This is a genomic window from Paenibacillus sp. S150, assembly GCF_019352175.1.
Lineage (GTDB): Bacteria > Bacillota > Bacilli > Paenibacillales > Paenibacillaceae > Paenibacillus_AQ.
Window position 1 is genome coordinate 84,033 of record NZ_JACBYI010000021.1, and the last position, 15,926, is coordinate 99,958.

The window sequence follows — 15,926 nt, forward strand, 5'->3', positions numbered from 1 at the left end:
TTATTACCCAGGAAGCGGGCTGGCGAATTTTAGTATGGCTTAAGCAAGCTTTCAGGATTCTTTCAGCTTTCGGGGAATACTGGGTACAGCAGTCCCCAACACATCACAGACGAGGTGAGACCATGAGCAACAATGTCAAAAGAATTACAGCCTTCGCCGCAGCGATGATGCTCTGCCTGACACCAGCGGCCGCATTTGCGGAGAATGCTGCCGGAAACACACCTTCCGCTGCGCCGGATGCGGCGGTTCACGCCGAGAATGGACACCGGCATCCACATACGCCGGGCATGGAAAAAGGCTTCCGGGCCGGAGGCGGACATTTCATTATCAATGAAACGTCCAGGCTGCTGGAAATGGACCGGACCGAGCTGATCCGCAGCCTCAAGGCGGGCAAATCGCTGTACACGCTGGCCAAGGAGAAAAAAGGCTGGACCGAGGAGCAGTACATCCAGAAGCTGAGCGATGCAGCCAGCGTGAAGCTTGAAGCGTCCTTGAAGGACGGCGGCCTGACGCAGGATGAAGCCGCCAAGCTGAAGGCGGGTCTGCCTGCCCTGCTGAAGCTGAATATTGGCCGCATGGCGCATTTTCAGGAATCCAAGACGCCGGAAGCCCCTGCCAAGACCCCTTAACTTAAGTGTCCGGCCAGCTCCGGACCAAGAACGCATAACCGGCTGATGTCCTGCCGCCAATGCGGATTCCCATGCTTCGCTCGGGGATCCGCATTTTTTCACGGCATCCGCCGCTTCCGTGAATTTCTCCAAGCCTCCAGGCAGACAATACACAGCGTCATCCAGGCGCCGCTGGCCGCATATCCCCCAATCACATCACTCGGGTAATGCACACCCAAATAAATCCGGCTCCAGCCGATTCCCCCGGTCATAACCACAGTGAACAGAATCAGCAGGACCCGCTCGAGTCTGCTCCTCATATGCCGCCACAGCAGGTACGCGATCACCCCATACAAGGAGAACGCAGCCATGGAGTGGCCGCTCGGAAAGCTGTAGCCTGCCTGCTCGATCAGCCGGTGCACATTGGGGCGCTCCCGGTGAAACCATAGCTTCATCAGTGTATTCAGCTTCTGTGAGCCTAATGCAACTACGAGAAACAAAGCCAGCTCAATGCGGTGCTTCAGCACAAAGAAGAGCAGAGCCGCCGTCAGCAAAGAAATTCCGATCGCAAGCCTTGAGGAACCCACCAGAGACAATCCTTTGGCCAGCGAGGTCAGTGGCGGGGATTCCGCAGATTGTACGGCATGAATGATGAAGTTATCAAATGCTGCGATTCTGTCCAGCTTCACGAACACGGCAATCGCCGCAAAAACAAGCAGAAACCACAAAAAAAACAGAAAACCTTTGGACCAGCGTTGGTCTTTCAGTTGAATTCCCCCTTGTCAGTTGCTAAAGCCGGGTGACCCGATTTCCAGTGGAGGCCTTTCCCGTGGTATACTCTATTTTGAAGTTAATTCATAAAAAATGGAGTGCTGCCAAAGTGGAAACTCTGAAATTACAGGAGCGTTTGTTGAACCAATGTATCTCAACCAAGGTTCCCGTGACGATTTTTACTACCAATGGAGTCAAAATGCAGGGACTCGTAACTTCCTATGACACTTATACCATCACTTTGCAGGGCCAAGGTGACGGCAGACAAAATGTGCTCTTCAAATCGGCCGTATCCACAGTGGTGCCGCTGAAGCCTGTTTCGCTCAAATAAACCCGGCCCTCAAGCGGGCAGCCCTTGTAACCAACTAACGATTACAGCCTCTTTTCAAAAGGAACACCGGAGCTTCCCGCTCCGGTGTTCCTTTTGCTGAAAATATAAGGATTTACAGCTCTGAAATTTCCATCATCCTTGTATTTGTCACAGGGCAGAGCGCTTCGGAAGGCTATACAGTCGCCGGAAAATATGCAGGTTGGACACAAACCGGTTTGGACAACTCCGCGGTATTGCCTGTGAAGCTGAGCCGCCCGCTGTTGTTGTCGACACTGAATACGACCAGATTGTTGCCGTCGCGGTTCGCTGCCACCAGGTATGCGCCATCCGGCGTCAGAGCAAAATGGCGGGGATGCCCGCCCCTGGTGGAGACATGCTCCACCAGTGTGAGTCCGGCGGTTGCAGGATCAACAGCATACACCACGATACTGTCATGTCCGCGGTTCGAGCCGTACAAATATAAACCGTCTGCAGACAAGGCGATTTCCGCACAGGCGTTGTTTGCAGACGGGTAGTCTTCAGGCAGTGTGGATATGGTTGCTGCCGTCCGGAGCGTCCCTTGTTCGCTGTCATAGAGGAATGAGGTAACTGTGCTGTCCAATTCATTGATAACATAAGCCGACTTCCCATCCGGATGGAACACGAAATGACGCGGACCGGCGCCTTTGTGCAGCAAGGTATCATCCTTTGCTTCAAGCTTCTTCGTATCGCGGTTGATCCGGTAGGTACGGATCAGATCCAGGCCCAAATCGGAGACGAACAGGAATTTCCCGTCCGGACTGAAAATTGCAGAATGCGGATGAGGCTTGTCCTGTCCCGTATGTACAGCCGTATCCTCCAAACGGACCGGCAGGCCCTCCTGATCCATGGATACCAGTCCCACCTGGCCTCCATGATAGCTGCATACGATAATATATTCATTTTGAGGATCTCTTGAAATATGGCAAGTTGTGGTTTGAGCAGTGCGAGAGGCAGGCATGGTCAAAATACGGTTAAGTTCCGTAAGCCTGCCTCCTTGCGGATCTATGGCAAAAGAAACCACCTCGCCCTCCTTGACCCCCTCCCCGTTAGTCTTCTCTCCAATGGCATACAGCCGCCCTCCGGAGGCATCTACACTGACAAAGGTCGGGTTTGTAATGCCCTGCACCTTATCCAGAAGAGTAAGCGTGCCTCCGGCTTCTCCATTCAGTTCAAACACCTGGACCCCGCTCTCCTCAGCGCTTGCGTAGGAACCGGTAAACAGCAGCAGCCGGGTATTCTCTTTCATCTCGGTCATCCTCCTCCAATGGTTCATCCTTCTTGCAGTCTTATCCGGTCCGATTTCAACCGGCCATCTATATAATTTACATTTTTTCAGCGTCTATGACAAATCGGACGATAAAAATGACAAGAAACATTTTAAAAATAAGGCTTCTCAAGGGCAAATCAGCATGTTATAATGAAAGCGCTAACACCAAGTTTTAATTTCGTATAAAGGGGGAACATGAATGAGCAGCCTGCTGGAAGCCAGAAATGTGTATGAGGACTTCGAGGTGGAGACAGACATTCTGTTCTTTAAGGTCGGGGACCATGATTTGGTCATTTTTCACGGCAGGAACTACAACATTAAAAAGAGAATGACTGCCGAGCAGCTTAACCGTCTGTTATCAAACCCCAATTATTATCATGTGTATGGGGGTTGTTATGTCAACCTTCACAAGATCAGCTCCATTGAAGACGATTCCATTTATTTCGGTGAAATGGGCCTGTATGCCAAGACTGTCCGCGTGCCCAGACGGAAACAGGAAAGCATACGCCATCTGCTGAGAAGTCTCAGCTCTTAGGCGGATACATATATCCGCCTGTCCGGGAGTGTTACGGACTGTCTCCCAGAGCCGGAGCGGCATGGTCAACCCATGCCGCTCCGGCTTTTTCCTTGTATCTTAAGAGAAACTTAAAAAGAAAATCGGCTTTTTTATACTTTCTTAAGGTTTGGAATCCTGATTTCTGGTAAAGTTGTAGAAAGACAGGCAACACCTATATTGAAGGGAGTCATTAATTATAATGGACAAAAAAGATTTCAATGAAAATGAACATCTGGACAACCAGGAAACACCGGAAGAAAACATCACTTCCGATATCAATGAAGGAGCTCTGGAGGAATCCGCAGCTGCTCCTGAATTGGAACCAGAAACCGCACAGGAAGCCGCAGAAGTATTTGAAGAGAATGATACACCTGACAGCGCTGCCAATGTTCCGGTTATGAACAAGGTTGGAGACGGAACTCCTCCTTCCACCCCATCGTCCAAGGGAGGACGGGGCTGGATGATCGCTTCAATCGTCCTCGCTGCGGCACTTATCGTTGTTTTGATTGTACAGCCTTTCCAAAAGGATGACAGCAATGTAGCCGTTGCATCCGTTAACGGAACCGATATTACCAAAGCTCAGCTATACGATAAGCTGGTTGAAGCCGGCGGTGAAGCCACCCTGCAAAACCTGATCACTACTACACTTGTTGACCAAGAGGCCAAAAAAGCCAATATTACGGTAACCGATGCCGACATCGACGCTGAGATTGAAGATTTGAAGACCCAGTTCGGCGGTGAAGACGCTTTGAACAGCGCTTTGCAGCAAAGCTCGATGACGCTGGATGACCTGAAGAAGCAAATGCCGCTGCAGGTTGAAATCCGCAAGCTGGTTGAGCCCAAAGTTACTGTAACCGAAGACGATATTTCCCAATACTACGAGGACAACAAAGCTTCCTTCAACCAGGAAGAAGAAGTCCGTGCTTCCCATATTCTTGTCGAAACCCAAGAAGAAGCCGACGCGATTGTGAAGCAATTGGCGGACGGGGCAGATTTCGCCACGCTGGCGCAAGAAAAATCTACTGACACCGGCTCCAAGGATAACGGCGGAGACCTTGATTTCTTCAAAAAAGGCGATATGGTCGCTGAATTCTCCGATGCAGCCTTCAAGCTGAAGGTTGGCGAAACCAGCGGTGCTGTCAAAACGGATTACGGCTACCATATTATTAAGGTTACCGACCGCAAGGAAGCCCACGAATATACTCTTGACGAGAAAAAAGAAGAAATCACCAAAACCCTGAAGGCCCAAAAGGTATCCGAAATGTCATCGACCTGGCTGCAGGAGCTGACCGCGAGCGCGAAGATCACGAATTCGCTTACGGATACACCGGATGCATCCGCATCTCCTGAGGCCAGCACGGCTACAGAATAATACGGCAGCCACTGAGGCATCCAGCCAAGCCCAAAGAGGACAGGCGTTCACTCCGCCTGTCCTCTTTTATACTCCATGCCTCGTCTGCGCGGTTGCGCTAATGGTTTTTTTTGCGGATCTGCTTGTCATGATTCTCTCCCCACTCTTTGGCCTGCGCCGTGGCAATGGAGATTGCCCTTCCCTCCTCATATCCTTCGTCCAAGAGGGCATTGGCGATCTCAATTGCTTTATTGCGCACCGGGGCCATAAAGTTCTTCAGAGAATCCGGATAATCATCTTTGCTCCAGGGCATAACGAAAACCTCCTTGATTGGGCTATAGATATCATTAGCCTGATCGGGGAGGTTTTAAACATTTCAGAAATGGCTTACTTGATCACCTTTACGCGTTCTTCGATCGGCTGGAATTCTTTTTCACCCGGAGCGGTAACGGTTTTGCCGAAAGGCAACTGGGCGATCAGCTTCCAATCTTCCGGAATATCGAAGGCTGCCTTCACTTCATCATCAATCAGCGGGTTGTAATGCTGCAGCGAAGCGCCAAGTCCCGCTTCGGCAAAAGCAGTCCATACAACGAACTGCAGAATACCTGAGGATTGATTCGACCAAACCGGGAAGTTTTCGGCATACAGCGCAAAGTTCTCTTGCAGATGCTTCACGACTGCCTGATCTTCGAAGAACAATACAGTGCCGTATCCGGCCTTGAACGAGGACAATTTCTGTGCAGTGCCCTCAAATTGTTCAGTTGGTACAATCTTGCGGAGGGTATCTGCCGTAATATCCCATACCTTGTCGTGTTTATCTCCCAGCAGGACTACCGTTCTGGAGCTTTGGGAGTTGAAGGAAGTTGGGCTATGCAGGACTGCCGCTTCTACAATCTCCCTAATCTGCGCATCGGAAATCGGGGATTCTTTGCTGATTGCATATACGGAACGTCTGCCTTTTACCGCGTCAAAAAAGTTGTTAGACATAAAATAACTACCTCCATTTATTTAGTAACTTACTTTTTTAAAATCCTAACACTTTACTTCCAAAAAAACAACACGCATGCATAAATTTTTCCTTTTTCCTGTTTTTATGCCAATCCTTATTGTCGCTGCGCTTGAGCATATTTATGCGCCTTCCACTATTTTCTATAATCAGATTGGGCGACTAAGAAACAGTAACTGTATTTTCAAATAAATTGCCAAAAAGCCGGAGCCTCTTATGGAAGAGGCTCCGGCTTTTTGGCAATTTGATTAAGGCCGGTCAATGTAGATGTAGCCATACTCGTCTTTTTCAACCGTGGCATGCAGCGCTTCTGCCAGCACGCGAAGCGGCACATAAGCATCGCCGTATTCGTCCACGAATACAGGCTGTGCAAGCTTCACTGCGGTGCCGTTGATCAGGGCCTGATCAGAACCGATTTTGAATACCAGCTGGTCGCCGTATACATCATCGGTCACTGTAATGGCGCGGTTAGCGCCATCCCACCCGACTGCAGCATCCAGATCTTCAGCCAGATACCGCAGCGGCACATAGGTGGTGCCCCCGTCAACAATCGGATAATAGTAATCATCATCCGGTGCAATCATCAGGGACTTGGCCGTAATGCCGATATCATTCTTAAGCAGGCTGTAAATATCGGAACCCTGTTCGAAGCTTCTGAGTGTCTCGCCCGGTGTAAGCTGCGCCGAGGACAAATCAAGCGCTCCTTCCGTGCTGATCGGATCAGCGGTCACCGGACCGTTCACATTCCAGGTCTCCGTCTCCAGCTTCAGCGAGATGCTCTGAAGCGGCAGCTCTTCGCTGGCCGGCAATGCAACATTCAGATCGATATTCTGCTTCCGTACATGGAACCCGCTGTCCACGAACAGATCGACATTCAGCCTGGTATCTTTGCTGAGGATGGTTTTCAGTTCAGGCGTGGTCTCGTATAGTTTATCCAGCTGCTTATCGTAGACAAGCAGAAGTGCATCTACAGCCAATTTGGCTGCATCATGCGCTACCGTCACTACCCCTTCCTTGTCTTCCAGCGGAATCTCACCCAGTCCCAAATCGCTGAGTTCGTTTGCACCGAGACCATTCGCTTCCAGGAGCGGATACAAATAATCGTATAGACCGCTTAGGAAGGCAGTGAAGCCTCCGGTGTCCTTGGAGATGGATTTCAGGAAGCTCTTTACCAGCGCCGGCAGTTCGTCGCCTGTAATCTCCGTATGTAGCTTGGTCAGGTTCAGCTGCTCGCCATACACTGATTTATTGACGGAAGCCACGCTGATCGCGCCGGGATTCGGCAGATTCTTCACTACGAGCTGGGACAGAAGCTTGTAGATCTCCTGTGTCTTGTTTTGATCTAATCCTACAATGCCAAGCGACTCCTCATACCCTGAAACCGGGTAGTAGAACGGCTGCTTTGCACCTTCTGCGGTAAAGACAACGGCAGTTGTATCCATATAGAATGTAAAAGGAATGGATAATTGCTTATAGCCTACAACGCCCGTTGCGGAAACGTTTCCATTGTCCTGAAGCTTCGTGCTGCCGATGCTCAGGGAGAAGGAGTTGATGAGATCAACCAATTCCTGATCCGGACTAATTCCGGCCGCAGGTACAGCATTCACTGAAAGGGTCATGCTGGACTCGGAAGATTTCACATCCGAATCTCCCAAAAGCGCCTTGTTGACGTCGAATCCCGCAACCGTCTGGCAGCCTGCCAGAATCAGCAGCAATGCGAGAATCGGCAGCAGCCACTTGGTTCTTGCTTTCATTTTCTTCATAGCATGTCTCCTCTAGATTTATTTTGCAAGCTTTATCCATCAACTCTAAAGAGGGAGGATCGGAGGCAAATGGTGCAGTATAATGGCCGCAGTATGCAGAACTACAAAGAAAACAGACTCCGCCATTCTATAGATACCCATTCCTGGAAAAACAGAATCTTTATCAAGGCCAACACCGCCAAATGTGCCGGATAAAAGGACCACCAGACCCAGCGCGGCAGCCGTCTTTTCTCCAGAGGCCTCCAGAAGCCCGGAGTCACCGCAATGAGAATGGTAGGCACGATACTCAGCATTTGCACCAGCCAGCCATAATAGAACAGATAGATGCCATTCAGCAGGAAGTGGGCCAGAATAAGCCAGTACGAACGCAGGTAGCGGAAAATCAGCACCAGCAGCAGACCATAAGCGTTGTAGTCCAGCGGAAGCCGGTCCATGACAACAAAAGCAAGGATGACTACCGGTACGCCATACCAAGAATTGGGCAGCTTATCCAGAATATACAGCACCGCCGCAGACAGGAGCAGGGTGAACACCACATTCCATCCGCCCGGATCGAGCGCCAAATTATAGGGGATCTGGGATAACAGCGCAATCCACAGCAGACGCCGCAAATAGCGGGGTCTCGATGATGTATGTATATGCCCCTGAACCAGCGCGTAGCAGTATATTGGAAAAGCAATTCTTCCCACATACCTCCAGGCCATCTCCCCCGGGAAAAAAATGTAGCCGATATGGTCAATCAGCATGGTGAGCATCGCGATAATTTGCATCTCTGTCCTCCTGTTGTATGATTAATTACTATAGCAGAGATTCTGTTTTCAGGCATGTCTCACGGATGGAGAGCAGCCTGGCCTGTGCAGCAGATTCAGAGTGGCTTGCATGGAAATTATAGCAGAGGCGTAAGTATTTTTCTAAAGAAGGATTATTTTTATTGAACTGGCCCATACCTCTTCCGAATCTGAAAGGAGCACATGATGAACTTCAAACAAAACTATACGCTTAGAAAACCAAGCGGTCCCAGCCTTGTCGGAGGCACACTGCTTTGCTATGAATACCAGCCGGCCCAGGCGGATTCCGGCACACGCCTCCTTCCCTGCCTTTGCCTGTATCCCGCCGGACAAACCGGAGGGGCCAGGCAGAAGGACTATGCACATGAAGAGGTCCATCCGGGTACCGGGACCATTGTATCCAATACCTGGCTGGATGCACCTGTCGCTGAAGGCAAACATCCTCTGCTGCTGTTCAGCCACGGCTTCGGCCTCTTTCATGAGGCGAACACCGTTCAACTGGAAGAGCTTGCTTCCCACGGGTACATTGTACTGTGCATTGGACATCAGGGGGAAGGCTCATATGAGCTGCCGGGCGGAGAAATTCTGAAGCCGGATATGGAGCAATTGATGAAGGATTATCAGGCGGATGCCAAAGGAATGGAACGTTTCCCCGAGTATGCCGCATGGCTGGCCGGTGATGGCAGGTCGGCAAGCCTCGCGGAGTATCGCTGCTTCTATCATCAAATGATCGAGCTTCAACCCGGCTTGACTGCTCAAAGTGCCAGATGGATTGAAGACAGCCTGGCCGCCCTGGACAGGCTTCTGCATGATCCGGGCAAGGACGGCAGGCTGCTGGCGCAGCATATCGATACCGGCAAAATCGGCGCATTCGGCATGTCCTTCGGCGGCTCAACCGCTTTGGGTTTGACCCAGGCTTCCGACTTGATCCAAGCCGGTGCCAATCTGGACGGGTTCTACTACAATACGAACTGGCAGAAGCCCTTGCACAAGCCTGTCCTGCTGCTGCAGAATGATGCGGGCCTGTTCCTCGATTTCCCTTATGCCAATGCTGAAGGCGATGCGTATCTGGCTACCTTCAGAAACAGCACCCATGCAAACTTTGCGGACTATAACGAGATTTTGGCGGAGAACTATATTGCCAAAGGGGAGTACCAGGGGCAAGAAATGGAACAGGCTATGCTTGGAAGCATCGATCCCGGCCGGATGGAAGATCTTTTAAACCTGCTTCTGCTTGATTTCTTTAATAAATATTTGCGGGGTGAGGAGTCCAAGGCTGTAGACCGTGAGGTTCTGCCTGAAGAGGTAAAGCTGGTGAGAAGAGGCTCCATCCGTCAGTGACATTGCCTGGAGAATTCCATTAATTGGAATTCTTTTTTTTATCCTTTTAGCGGACTGCGGTCCGCACGTTAAGTCCAAAGTACAGCACCTGACCGAGCCGCATAATCACCGTTCAGCCGCTGCAGGCATGGAGAGCTTTAACAAGGGCCATGGAATTTGACTGTGCCTTCTTTGGAGTAAAAACGGGGTGAACATACAGTCTTGATGGAACAACGGCTTGACAGAAAATATATCCTGTATTATATTTTTTGTTAGCTACCTAACACATGGAGGGGATATTGATGAAGCACAATAAATCAATAGGGCTTGCAATCCGGATGCTTTCCATTCAGATCGTGCGCAGTATTGATTCTGCAGTACCCAAAACGATTACTGGATTACAAGGACATGTGATTGATTTTATACAGATAGAATCAGCACATGCCGATGTGTTTCAAAAGGATGTGGAAATTGAATTTAACATCCGGCGCTCTACTGCTACTGGCATCCTGCAATCAATGGAGAAAAAGGACCTGATTAGGCGTGAAACAGTTCCCGGTGATGCAAGACTGAAAAAAATTGTTTTGACGGATAAAGCTCTTGGTATTCACAAGCAGATTATTTCTAAGCTTGCTTATGTTGAAGAACAATTCAAAAACAATCTGACCGAAGATGAAATCAATATGTTCTTTGATATTGTGGAAAGAGTATCTACTAATATTTCCAATATCAAATAGTTGATCATCTGTTGGCCAAAGCCATTTCAATTTCATTCATTTCAGGAGGTATAAAATGAACAGAATTACTGAAATCCTAAACATTCAATACCCGATTATCCAGGCACCAATGGCTTGGATTACCTCAGCTGAGTTAGTTGCCGCTGTATCAAATGCGGGAGGCATGGGAACATTAGGGGCCAATGCCGGACAAACAACGGTTACCACCGATCCGGTTGAAACTGGCGAGCGTATGCGCGCTCAGATTCGCAAGACGCGTACATTAACGGATAAACCGTTTGCTGTAAACTACATGTTACCTCGTGCAGGAAATGATGAGGCAACTCAATTATCCAATGCATTTTCCGAGGTGATTCTCAAGGTTGTATGCGAAGAAAAGGTAGAGTATATTGCGGCTGTTGGTGATATAAATGCTGAAGCGATTAAGCGTTTAAAGGAGCTTGGTTTAACTGTTATTTATCGTGCTCTGAATCCTACAATAGAAAACTCGAAACAGGCTGAAGCATTAGGAGTAGACATCATTGTAGCAACAGGTTTCGATGAAGGTGGCGGTATGCCAAGTAAATCCATAGGTACTTTCAGTATTGTCCCAATCATTGCAGATAGCGTAAGCATTCCTATTATGGCAGCTGGCGGGATTGTAGATAACCGGGGATTTAAGGCGGCTCTCGCTCTTGGTGCTGAGGGAGCGTATGTAGGTACAGCATTCATGGTAGCTGAAGAATGTGTGACATCTGATGCTTGCAAACAAGATATCATAGATACTGAATCCACTGATTTGCTGCTGTATAAAGCACTGCCCGGCTACTGGCGCGCAACCCCCCATAAGCTTGCATTTGAATGTTACGAAAAATATAAGCAGGGTGAAACTGTTCTGGAAATTGCCAAGACGATGAAGGGTACTCAGGGACCCAAAATTGCTCAGCTGGATGGTGATCTGGACAATGGTATCAATAGTGTAAACAGTGCAATTAGCCTGATCAAAGAAATCCGCACCTGCCAGGCGATTATTGATGACATGGTAAAAGGGTTGAATATTTAAGAAATGTGAGCTGGGCCTTCCAATAGCACTGCCATGGATTAGAGGGCCTTTAGACAAGTGAAAAGGAGTATGAAAATGTTTGAAATGCTGTTAAAAATCAATAACCTTCAAAAGCGTAAAAATAAATTTAAAAAATCCCCTTGAGCATTTCTCCGATCTGTTATCTCGCATTGCCACTCCGGTGCAGGCAGCATTCTGCAGCAGTTTTTTCCACATTCCCGCAGAAGACATGTTCAATCACGATTGCAGATATTTTACGATAAAAGAGGAGATTTTACGATGGACCCAAAGCAAAAAATCAATTTAGAGATAAATGCTGAGCGGACGGCCAGGATGGCGCTTTTTCTCGCAATTATAACGTGTTTTGCAGGGCCCTTTGCGGCAAGCGCGATAAACCTTGCCATTCCTGCAGTGTCTGCGGAGTTTGGAAGCGGCGCCGAGCTTACGGGATGGCTCATTACGGGATTTTTGATTAGTAATGTAGTGTTTTCCGTGCCCTTTGGCAGAATAGCAGATCTTACTGGGAGAAAGCGTATTTTTGCGGTCGGCGTGGGGATTTTCGCTGCCACATCGATTGCCTGCGCATTTGCAACTTCCGTATGGGTCTTGATCGTTCTGCGCATTATACAGGGCGTGGGCGGGGCTATGTTCGCCAGCACGAACATAGCAATCATGATCGACACGTGTGCGCCTCACAAGAAAGGAAAGGCGCTGGGTCTTGCCATTGCTTCGGCTTATATCGGGCTTTCTGCCGGCTCCACGCTTGGCGGAGCTTTAAATAACTACCTTGGCTGGCGGTCGATCTTCATCGTGATGACGCTTATCGGTCTTATTTCCCTGATCCTGATTATATTAAAGCTGCCGGATGATTCGAAGAAATCCGCTGGTGAAAATTTCGACGTACCGGGGAACCTGATGTATATCGCTGCCAGCTCGCTTGTTTTGATCGGACTTTCCATGTGGGCAGGTTATCGCTGGGCAATCGCTTTAATACCCGTAGGCTTACTGATCGGAGTAGTATTCGCTAGGCATGAGCTGAAACGCCAAAACCCCGTCCTCGACGTCAGACTTCTCGCAAGCAATAAAAACTATGCTTTTTCAAATATAGCGACATTTTTGAATTATGCGTTTGTCGCTGGCTTAACTTACTACCTGTCGATATACCTTCAGCTCGTCAAGGGGCTTAATCCAATGATTTCTGGTGCGATCATGCTGGGCCAGCCGCTGTTTCAAGCCATCATTTCTCCATATGCGGGAAAGCTGTCCGACAGGGTTTCGCCGTTCAAAGTCGCGACGGCAGGAATGGCGATCTGCGCAGCCGGCCTGCTTGGTTTCTGTTTCATAAGCGAGAGCACCCCTCTTGCGTATGTGATTGCAGTACTGGTCGTGATCGGTATGGGCTTTGGCGTCTTCTCATCCCCGAATTCCAACGCGATTATGTCATGCGTAGGACCTCAGGAGTACGCCGCTGCGACCTCGTTACAGACAACAATGCGAAATCTCGGACAGACGGTAAGCCTAAGTATCGTGACGTCTATCATGACTGCCTACATCGGGAAAACAGCCTTCGCGGACGCGCCAGTGTCTTCGTTGATTTTGTCGATGCGCACAGGCTTCATTATCTTTACCGTGCTCTGCATAATTGGAGTTTTCTTCTCAATGGAGAGAAAGAGCGGCAATCCGGCGATAACGATCCAGAACAAACGGGAGGCTCAAAATTAAGGAGCTCGGATCTGATATTGTATGCGAATAAATCCATGCCGAGTTTACTTTTCCAGTAAACTTGGCTTTTTTCTATTTACAGGAATACCCATAGCTAGAATAATCTTTATTTTTTCTTTACCGGTGGTATCTCTAACCGCAATTCCTCTGGTCATAAAAAAGCCTCCCGCAGACTTGTCGATATATCGTTTAGGCATGCCGCGCCTAGAAAATATATTCTTATAACATCCCCCCGGGAGGTTAATTTCAATACATTAATCCCTCGGCATAGCCTTCGCCCTCCAGCAAATCGTACTCCACCATGCGGTAGTCAGCCAGCAGCTCCTGCTGTCCGGACGTGAGACTTGCCGGCTCGCCGGAAGCGCCGATCAGCACATTTTTGCTCAGACCGGGAAGCTGTGCCTGAACCTGCTCCAGCATTTTATAGAAAGGCGGGAGCGTTTGACCCGACAGCTTAAACACGGTGGGCCCAAGATAAGCCGGACTGATTGTACCCAGCGGCTCGTTGCCGATATCGAAGTTGGCGAGAATCATCAGCTTGGTTTCATGCTTCAGCCTCGGGTTTTCATCCCAGCCCGCCTCCGTATAGATTCCCGCCGACAGCGCCGGAAGATGATCCCCCCAGAATACGGCAATCGTAGGCCGCTCAAGCGTTTTCAGCTCCTGCTGCAGGTAAGACAGTGCCTCGTCCGTCAGCTTCGTATTCTGAACATATGTCTCCAGCTCATCCTTCCAGGCAGCCTGAACGCCTTGCACGGCAATGGTATTGGGACCATTCAGCCCCTTCGTGAACGGAAAATGGTTCTGCATCGTTACCAGATGCACAAACACCGGTACCGCTGCCGCCTTCAGTTCACGAACCGCCTCCTGCACGGCGGCTTTGTCGGAGATATAGCCGTCCGGTGTAATCCGCTCGGCATCCTGCAGATCCTTCTCGCTCGTGAACCGGTCGAATCCAAGCACCGGATAGACCCGGTTGCGGTTATAGAACGTCTCATCGAACGGATGCACCGCCAGCGTCAGATAGCCTTTCGCCTTCAGAATACTGACTATGGACGGCAGCGAGGACATCTTGACAAGCCGCTGCTGGTAAGGAATCGAGCCGTCCCCCAGAAAATACATCGACATGCCCGTCAGCGCTTCGAATTCCACATTGGCCGTGTTGCCGCCGAACTCAGGCGAGAGCAGGAACCCTGCGGGGGTGGCGCCTTCCTCCCGACGAATGAATTTCAGCGGGTCCTCGCTGAGCTGGAGGCCGGGCAGACGCGTCGGATCAAAAAACGCCTCATCCATCATGAACAAGATATTCGGCTGCTCCGCCGCTGATTGCGCAGAGCTGTTATCCGGCAACGCGCTGTATTTTGCAGCAACAGCTTCTACGGCCTCCCGGCTGTAGCCCTCCGGCTTCTCCAGCAGCTTCTGGCGCAGATTCCCCGTAAAGGCAAACACAAAACCATTCTGCGAGTAATTCACCTTCTGGTTCCAGAAGATATTCTGATAATTCAAGGAAGAGGCAAATGCGGTCTGCCTGCTGACCATAATAATAAAGCCGGCAACCATTCCGGCGGACACCGCCGTAAGCAGCAGCCGCAGCGGCAGCCGGATTCGGATTTTGGGCAGCTTGAGAAGCAGCCAGACGCCTGCGGCAACCGCCGGCACCGCAAGTCCCACCGCAAGGGGGGAAATCATGCCTTTGGTGATCTTACTCATTTCTCCGGCGTTCTTCACCAGCATCAAATCCCACGGAAACAGCGGTTCTCCGGTAGTGCCTTGCTTCTTGTAGTTGGCAAGCCCGAGCAGAAGAACCAGCACAAAGCCAACCGCCGGCCCAATGTATATATTGGGCAATACCGCCGACAAGGCCAGCAATACAAAGAAAAATAACAGGCTTCCGCCCAGATACAGCCAGCAGGACTTTCCGATCCAATCAAGCACGCTGATAAAATTCATATTCAATGAAGCCGCCTGGATAAAAAAGTTCAGCACAAAACCGCCCAGCAGCAGGCCGAGCAGCAGAAATCCCAATCTTTTGGAAGGCTGAAAATAACGCATTGCTTTCACTCCTATCTGTACTAAACGTACAGTATACGCTTCCTAGCTTAAAGGAGCATTAAAACACTATCAAGCAGAAACGGCTGCGCCGTCCTTGACCGGGCAGCGCAGCTGTTTGCATTTCAGGTGTAAGGCTGCCTGCTGTTCCCTGGGTCTCCGGTTCCCCCGGCCGGCTGAAGCCCTTCCTCCCCGATTCCTCCAGACCTTCCTGCTGGGACCCGGCGGCTACGCCCAAGTGGAAAAAGGAATCTTAATCCGCACATTCCCTTTTTCGCCAGCATTAGCGGGAAAAAGGGACCTAATTCTTCTGTTTCGCACCCTTGCAGAGGAATACGCCTACATTAAGATGAACTTGAACCATTAATAAAAAGGGCAGCCATTTTAGTGGGAAAAAGTACAGGCCTGTTGATTAGCTAAATTATGGATGAGGAAAAACCAGATCGTTTGCTAAATAAACCCTCCATTCCACGGGTAAGGTTTGTAAACTAAACAAGCGACCAAAATCGGCAAACGTCAATCGGGCACTCCAATGAACCACCGTGTTTCCTTGGTCGAACAGGAACTTCAGCAATACGTAAACCAGCAGAGCAG

General features: G+C 49.8%; 15 protein-coding genes. 8 read left to right on the plus strand and 7 right to left on the minus strand.

Translation table 11 applies throughout. The features are described 5' to 3' along the window. Positions 1 to 122: 122 nt before the first annotated feature. Positions 123 to 629 (plus strand): hypothetical protein, encoded by a 507-nt coding sequence (locus HYD27_RS18765; RefSeq protein ID WP_219217694.1) that lies wholly within the window; start codon positions 123 to 125, stop codon positions 627 to 629. Positions 630 to 727: 98 nt separating this feature from the next. On the opposite strand, the gene HYD27_RS18770 is transcribed toward HYD27_RS18765, so the two are convergent. Then, entirely contained in the window at positions 728 to 1,336 is a 609-nt protein-coding gene (locus HYD27_RS18770) for a phosphatase PAP2 family protein (RefSeq protein WP_228745209.1), read from the minus strand. Positions 1,337 to 1,488: 152 nt separating this feature from the next. Here HYD27_RS18770 and hfq point away from each other — a divergent pair, with 152 nt between their 5' ends. Beyond that, positions 1,489 to 1,710, plus strand: a complete 222-nt coding sequence (hfq, locus tag HYD27_RS18775) for an RNA chaperone Hfq (RefSeq protein ID WP_219217696.1) — start codon at positions 1,489 to 1,491, stop codon at positions 1,708 to 1,710. Between the two features lie 172 nt (positions 1,711 to 1,882). Here the strand turns inward: hfq and HYD27_RS18780 are convergent, their stop codons facing one another. After that, the gene (locus HYD27_RS18780; RefSeq protein ID WP_219217698.1) at positions 1,883 to 2,977 is read right to left on the minus strand and encodes a lactonase family protein; all 1,095 of its coding nucleotides are present in this window, start codon (positions 2,975 to 2,977) and stop codon (positions 1,883 to 1,885) included. 220 nt (positions 2,978 to 3,197) lie between these two features. Here HYD27_RS18780 and HYD27_RS18785 point away from each other — a divergent pair, with 220 nt between their 5' ends. Together HYD27_RS18785 and HYD27_RS18790 are read left to right on the plus strand one after the other, a co-directional pair. Beyond that, positions 3,198 to 3,533 carry a LytTR family transcriptional regulator DNA-binding domain-containing protein gene (locus tag HYD27_RS18785; protein ID WP_219217700.1) on the plus strand — a complete coding sequence of 112 codons (336 nt, stop codon included), beginning with the start codon at positions 3,198 to 3,200 and terminating at the stop codon, positions 3,531 to 3,533. Positions 3,534 to 3,753: 220 nt separating this feature from the next. Beyond that, positions 3,754 to 4,926, plus strand: coding sequence for a peptidylprolyl isomerase (locus HYD27_RS18790; protein WP_219217702.1), 1,173 nt, complete (start codon positions 3,754 to 3,756; stop codon positions 4,924 to 4,926). Between the two features lie 97 nt (positions 4,927 to 5,023). Here the strand turns inward: HYD27_RS18790 and HYD27_RS18795 are convergent, their stop codons facing one another. From HYD27_RS18795 to HYD27_RS18810, 4 genes are all read right to left on the minus strand, one after another. Next, the gene (locus HYD27_RS18795) at positions 5,024 to 5,218 is read right to left on the minus strand and encodes a DUF2188 domain-containing protein (protein ID WP_219217705.1); all 195 of its coding nucleotides are present in this window, start codon (positions 5,216 to 5,218) and stop codon (positions 5,024 to 5,026) included. 74 nt (positions 5,219 to 5,292) lie between these two features. Beyond that, positions 5,293 to 5,892: a nitroreductase family protein gene (locus HYD27_RS18800; protein ID WP_219217707.1), complete on the minus strand. Its 600-nt coding sequence runs from the start codon at positions 5,890 to 5,892 to the stop codon at positions 5,293 to 5,295. Positions 5,893 to 6,159: 267 nt separating this feature from the next. Further along, a complete protein-coding gene (locus tag HYD27_RS18805; protein ID WP_219217710.1) occupies positions 6,160 to 7,674 on the minus strand; it encodes a copper amine oxidase N-terminal domain-containing protein in 1,515 nt (504 codons plus the stop codon). Positions 7,675 to 7,775: 101 nt separating this feature from the next. After that, positions 7,776 to 8,444, minus strand: coding sequence for a TraX family protein (locus tag HYD27_RS18810; protein ID WP_219217712.1), 669 nt, complete (start codon positions 8,442 to 8,444; stop codon positions 7,776 to 7,778). Positions 8,445 to 8,648: 204 nt separating this feature from the next. On the opposite strand from HYD27_RS18810, the gene HYD27_RS18815 reads away from it, so the two are divergent. From HYD27_RS18815 to HYD27_RS18830, 4 genes are all read left to right on the plus strand, one after another. Next, complete coding sequence (locus HYD27_RS18815) at positions 8,649 to 9,803, plus strand: alpha/beta hydrolase (RefSeq protein WP_219217714.1); 1,155 nt, start codon at positions 8,649 to 8,651, stop codon at positions 9,801 to 9,803. A 281-nt stretch (positions 9,804 to 10,084) separates the two neighbouring features. Further along, a complete protein-coding gene (locus HYD27_RS18820) occupies positions 10,085 to 10,519 on the plus strand; it encodes a MarR family winged helix-turn-helix transcriptional regulator (RefSeq protein WP_219217716.1) in 435 nt (144 codons plus the stop codon). Between the two features lie 55 nt (positions 10,520 to 10,574). Further along, positions 10,575 to 11,561, plus strand: coding sequence for an NAD(P)H-dependent flavin oxidoreductase (locus HYD27_RS18825; protein WP_219217718.1), 987 nt, complete (start codon positions 10,575 to 10,577; stop codon positions 11,559 to 11,561). Between the two features lie 279 nt (positions 11,562 to 11,840). Further along, the gene (locus HYD27_RS18830) at positions 11,841 to 13,283 is read left to right on the plus strand and encodes an MFS transporter (RefSeq protein ID WP_219217720.1); all 1,443 of its coding nucleotides are present in this window, start codon (positions 11,841 to 11,843) and stop codon (positions 13,281 to 13,283) included. 246 nt (positions 13,284 to 13,529) lie between these two features. On the opposite strand, the gene HYD27_RS18835 is transcribed toward HYD27_RS18830, so the two are convergent. Then, positions 13,530 to 15,335 carry an LTA synthase family protein gene (locus HYD27_RS18835; RefSeq protein WP_219217722.1) on the minus strand — a complete coding sequence of 602 codons (1,806 nt, stop codon included), beginning with the start codon at positions 15,333 to 15,335 and terminating at the stop codon, positions 13,530 to 13,532. Between the last annotated feature and the right edge of the window lie 591 nt (positions 15,336 to 15,926).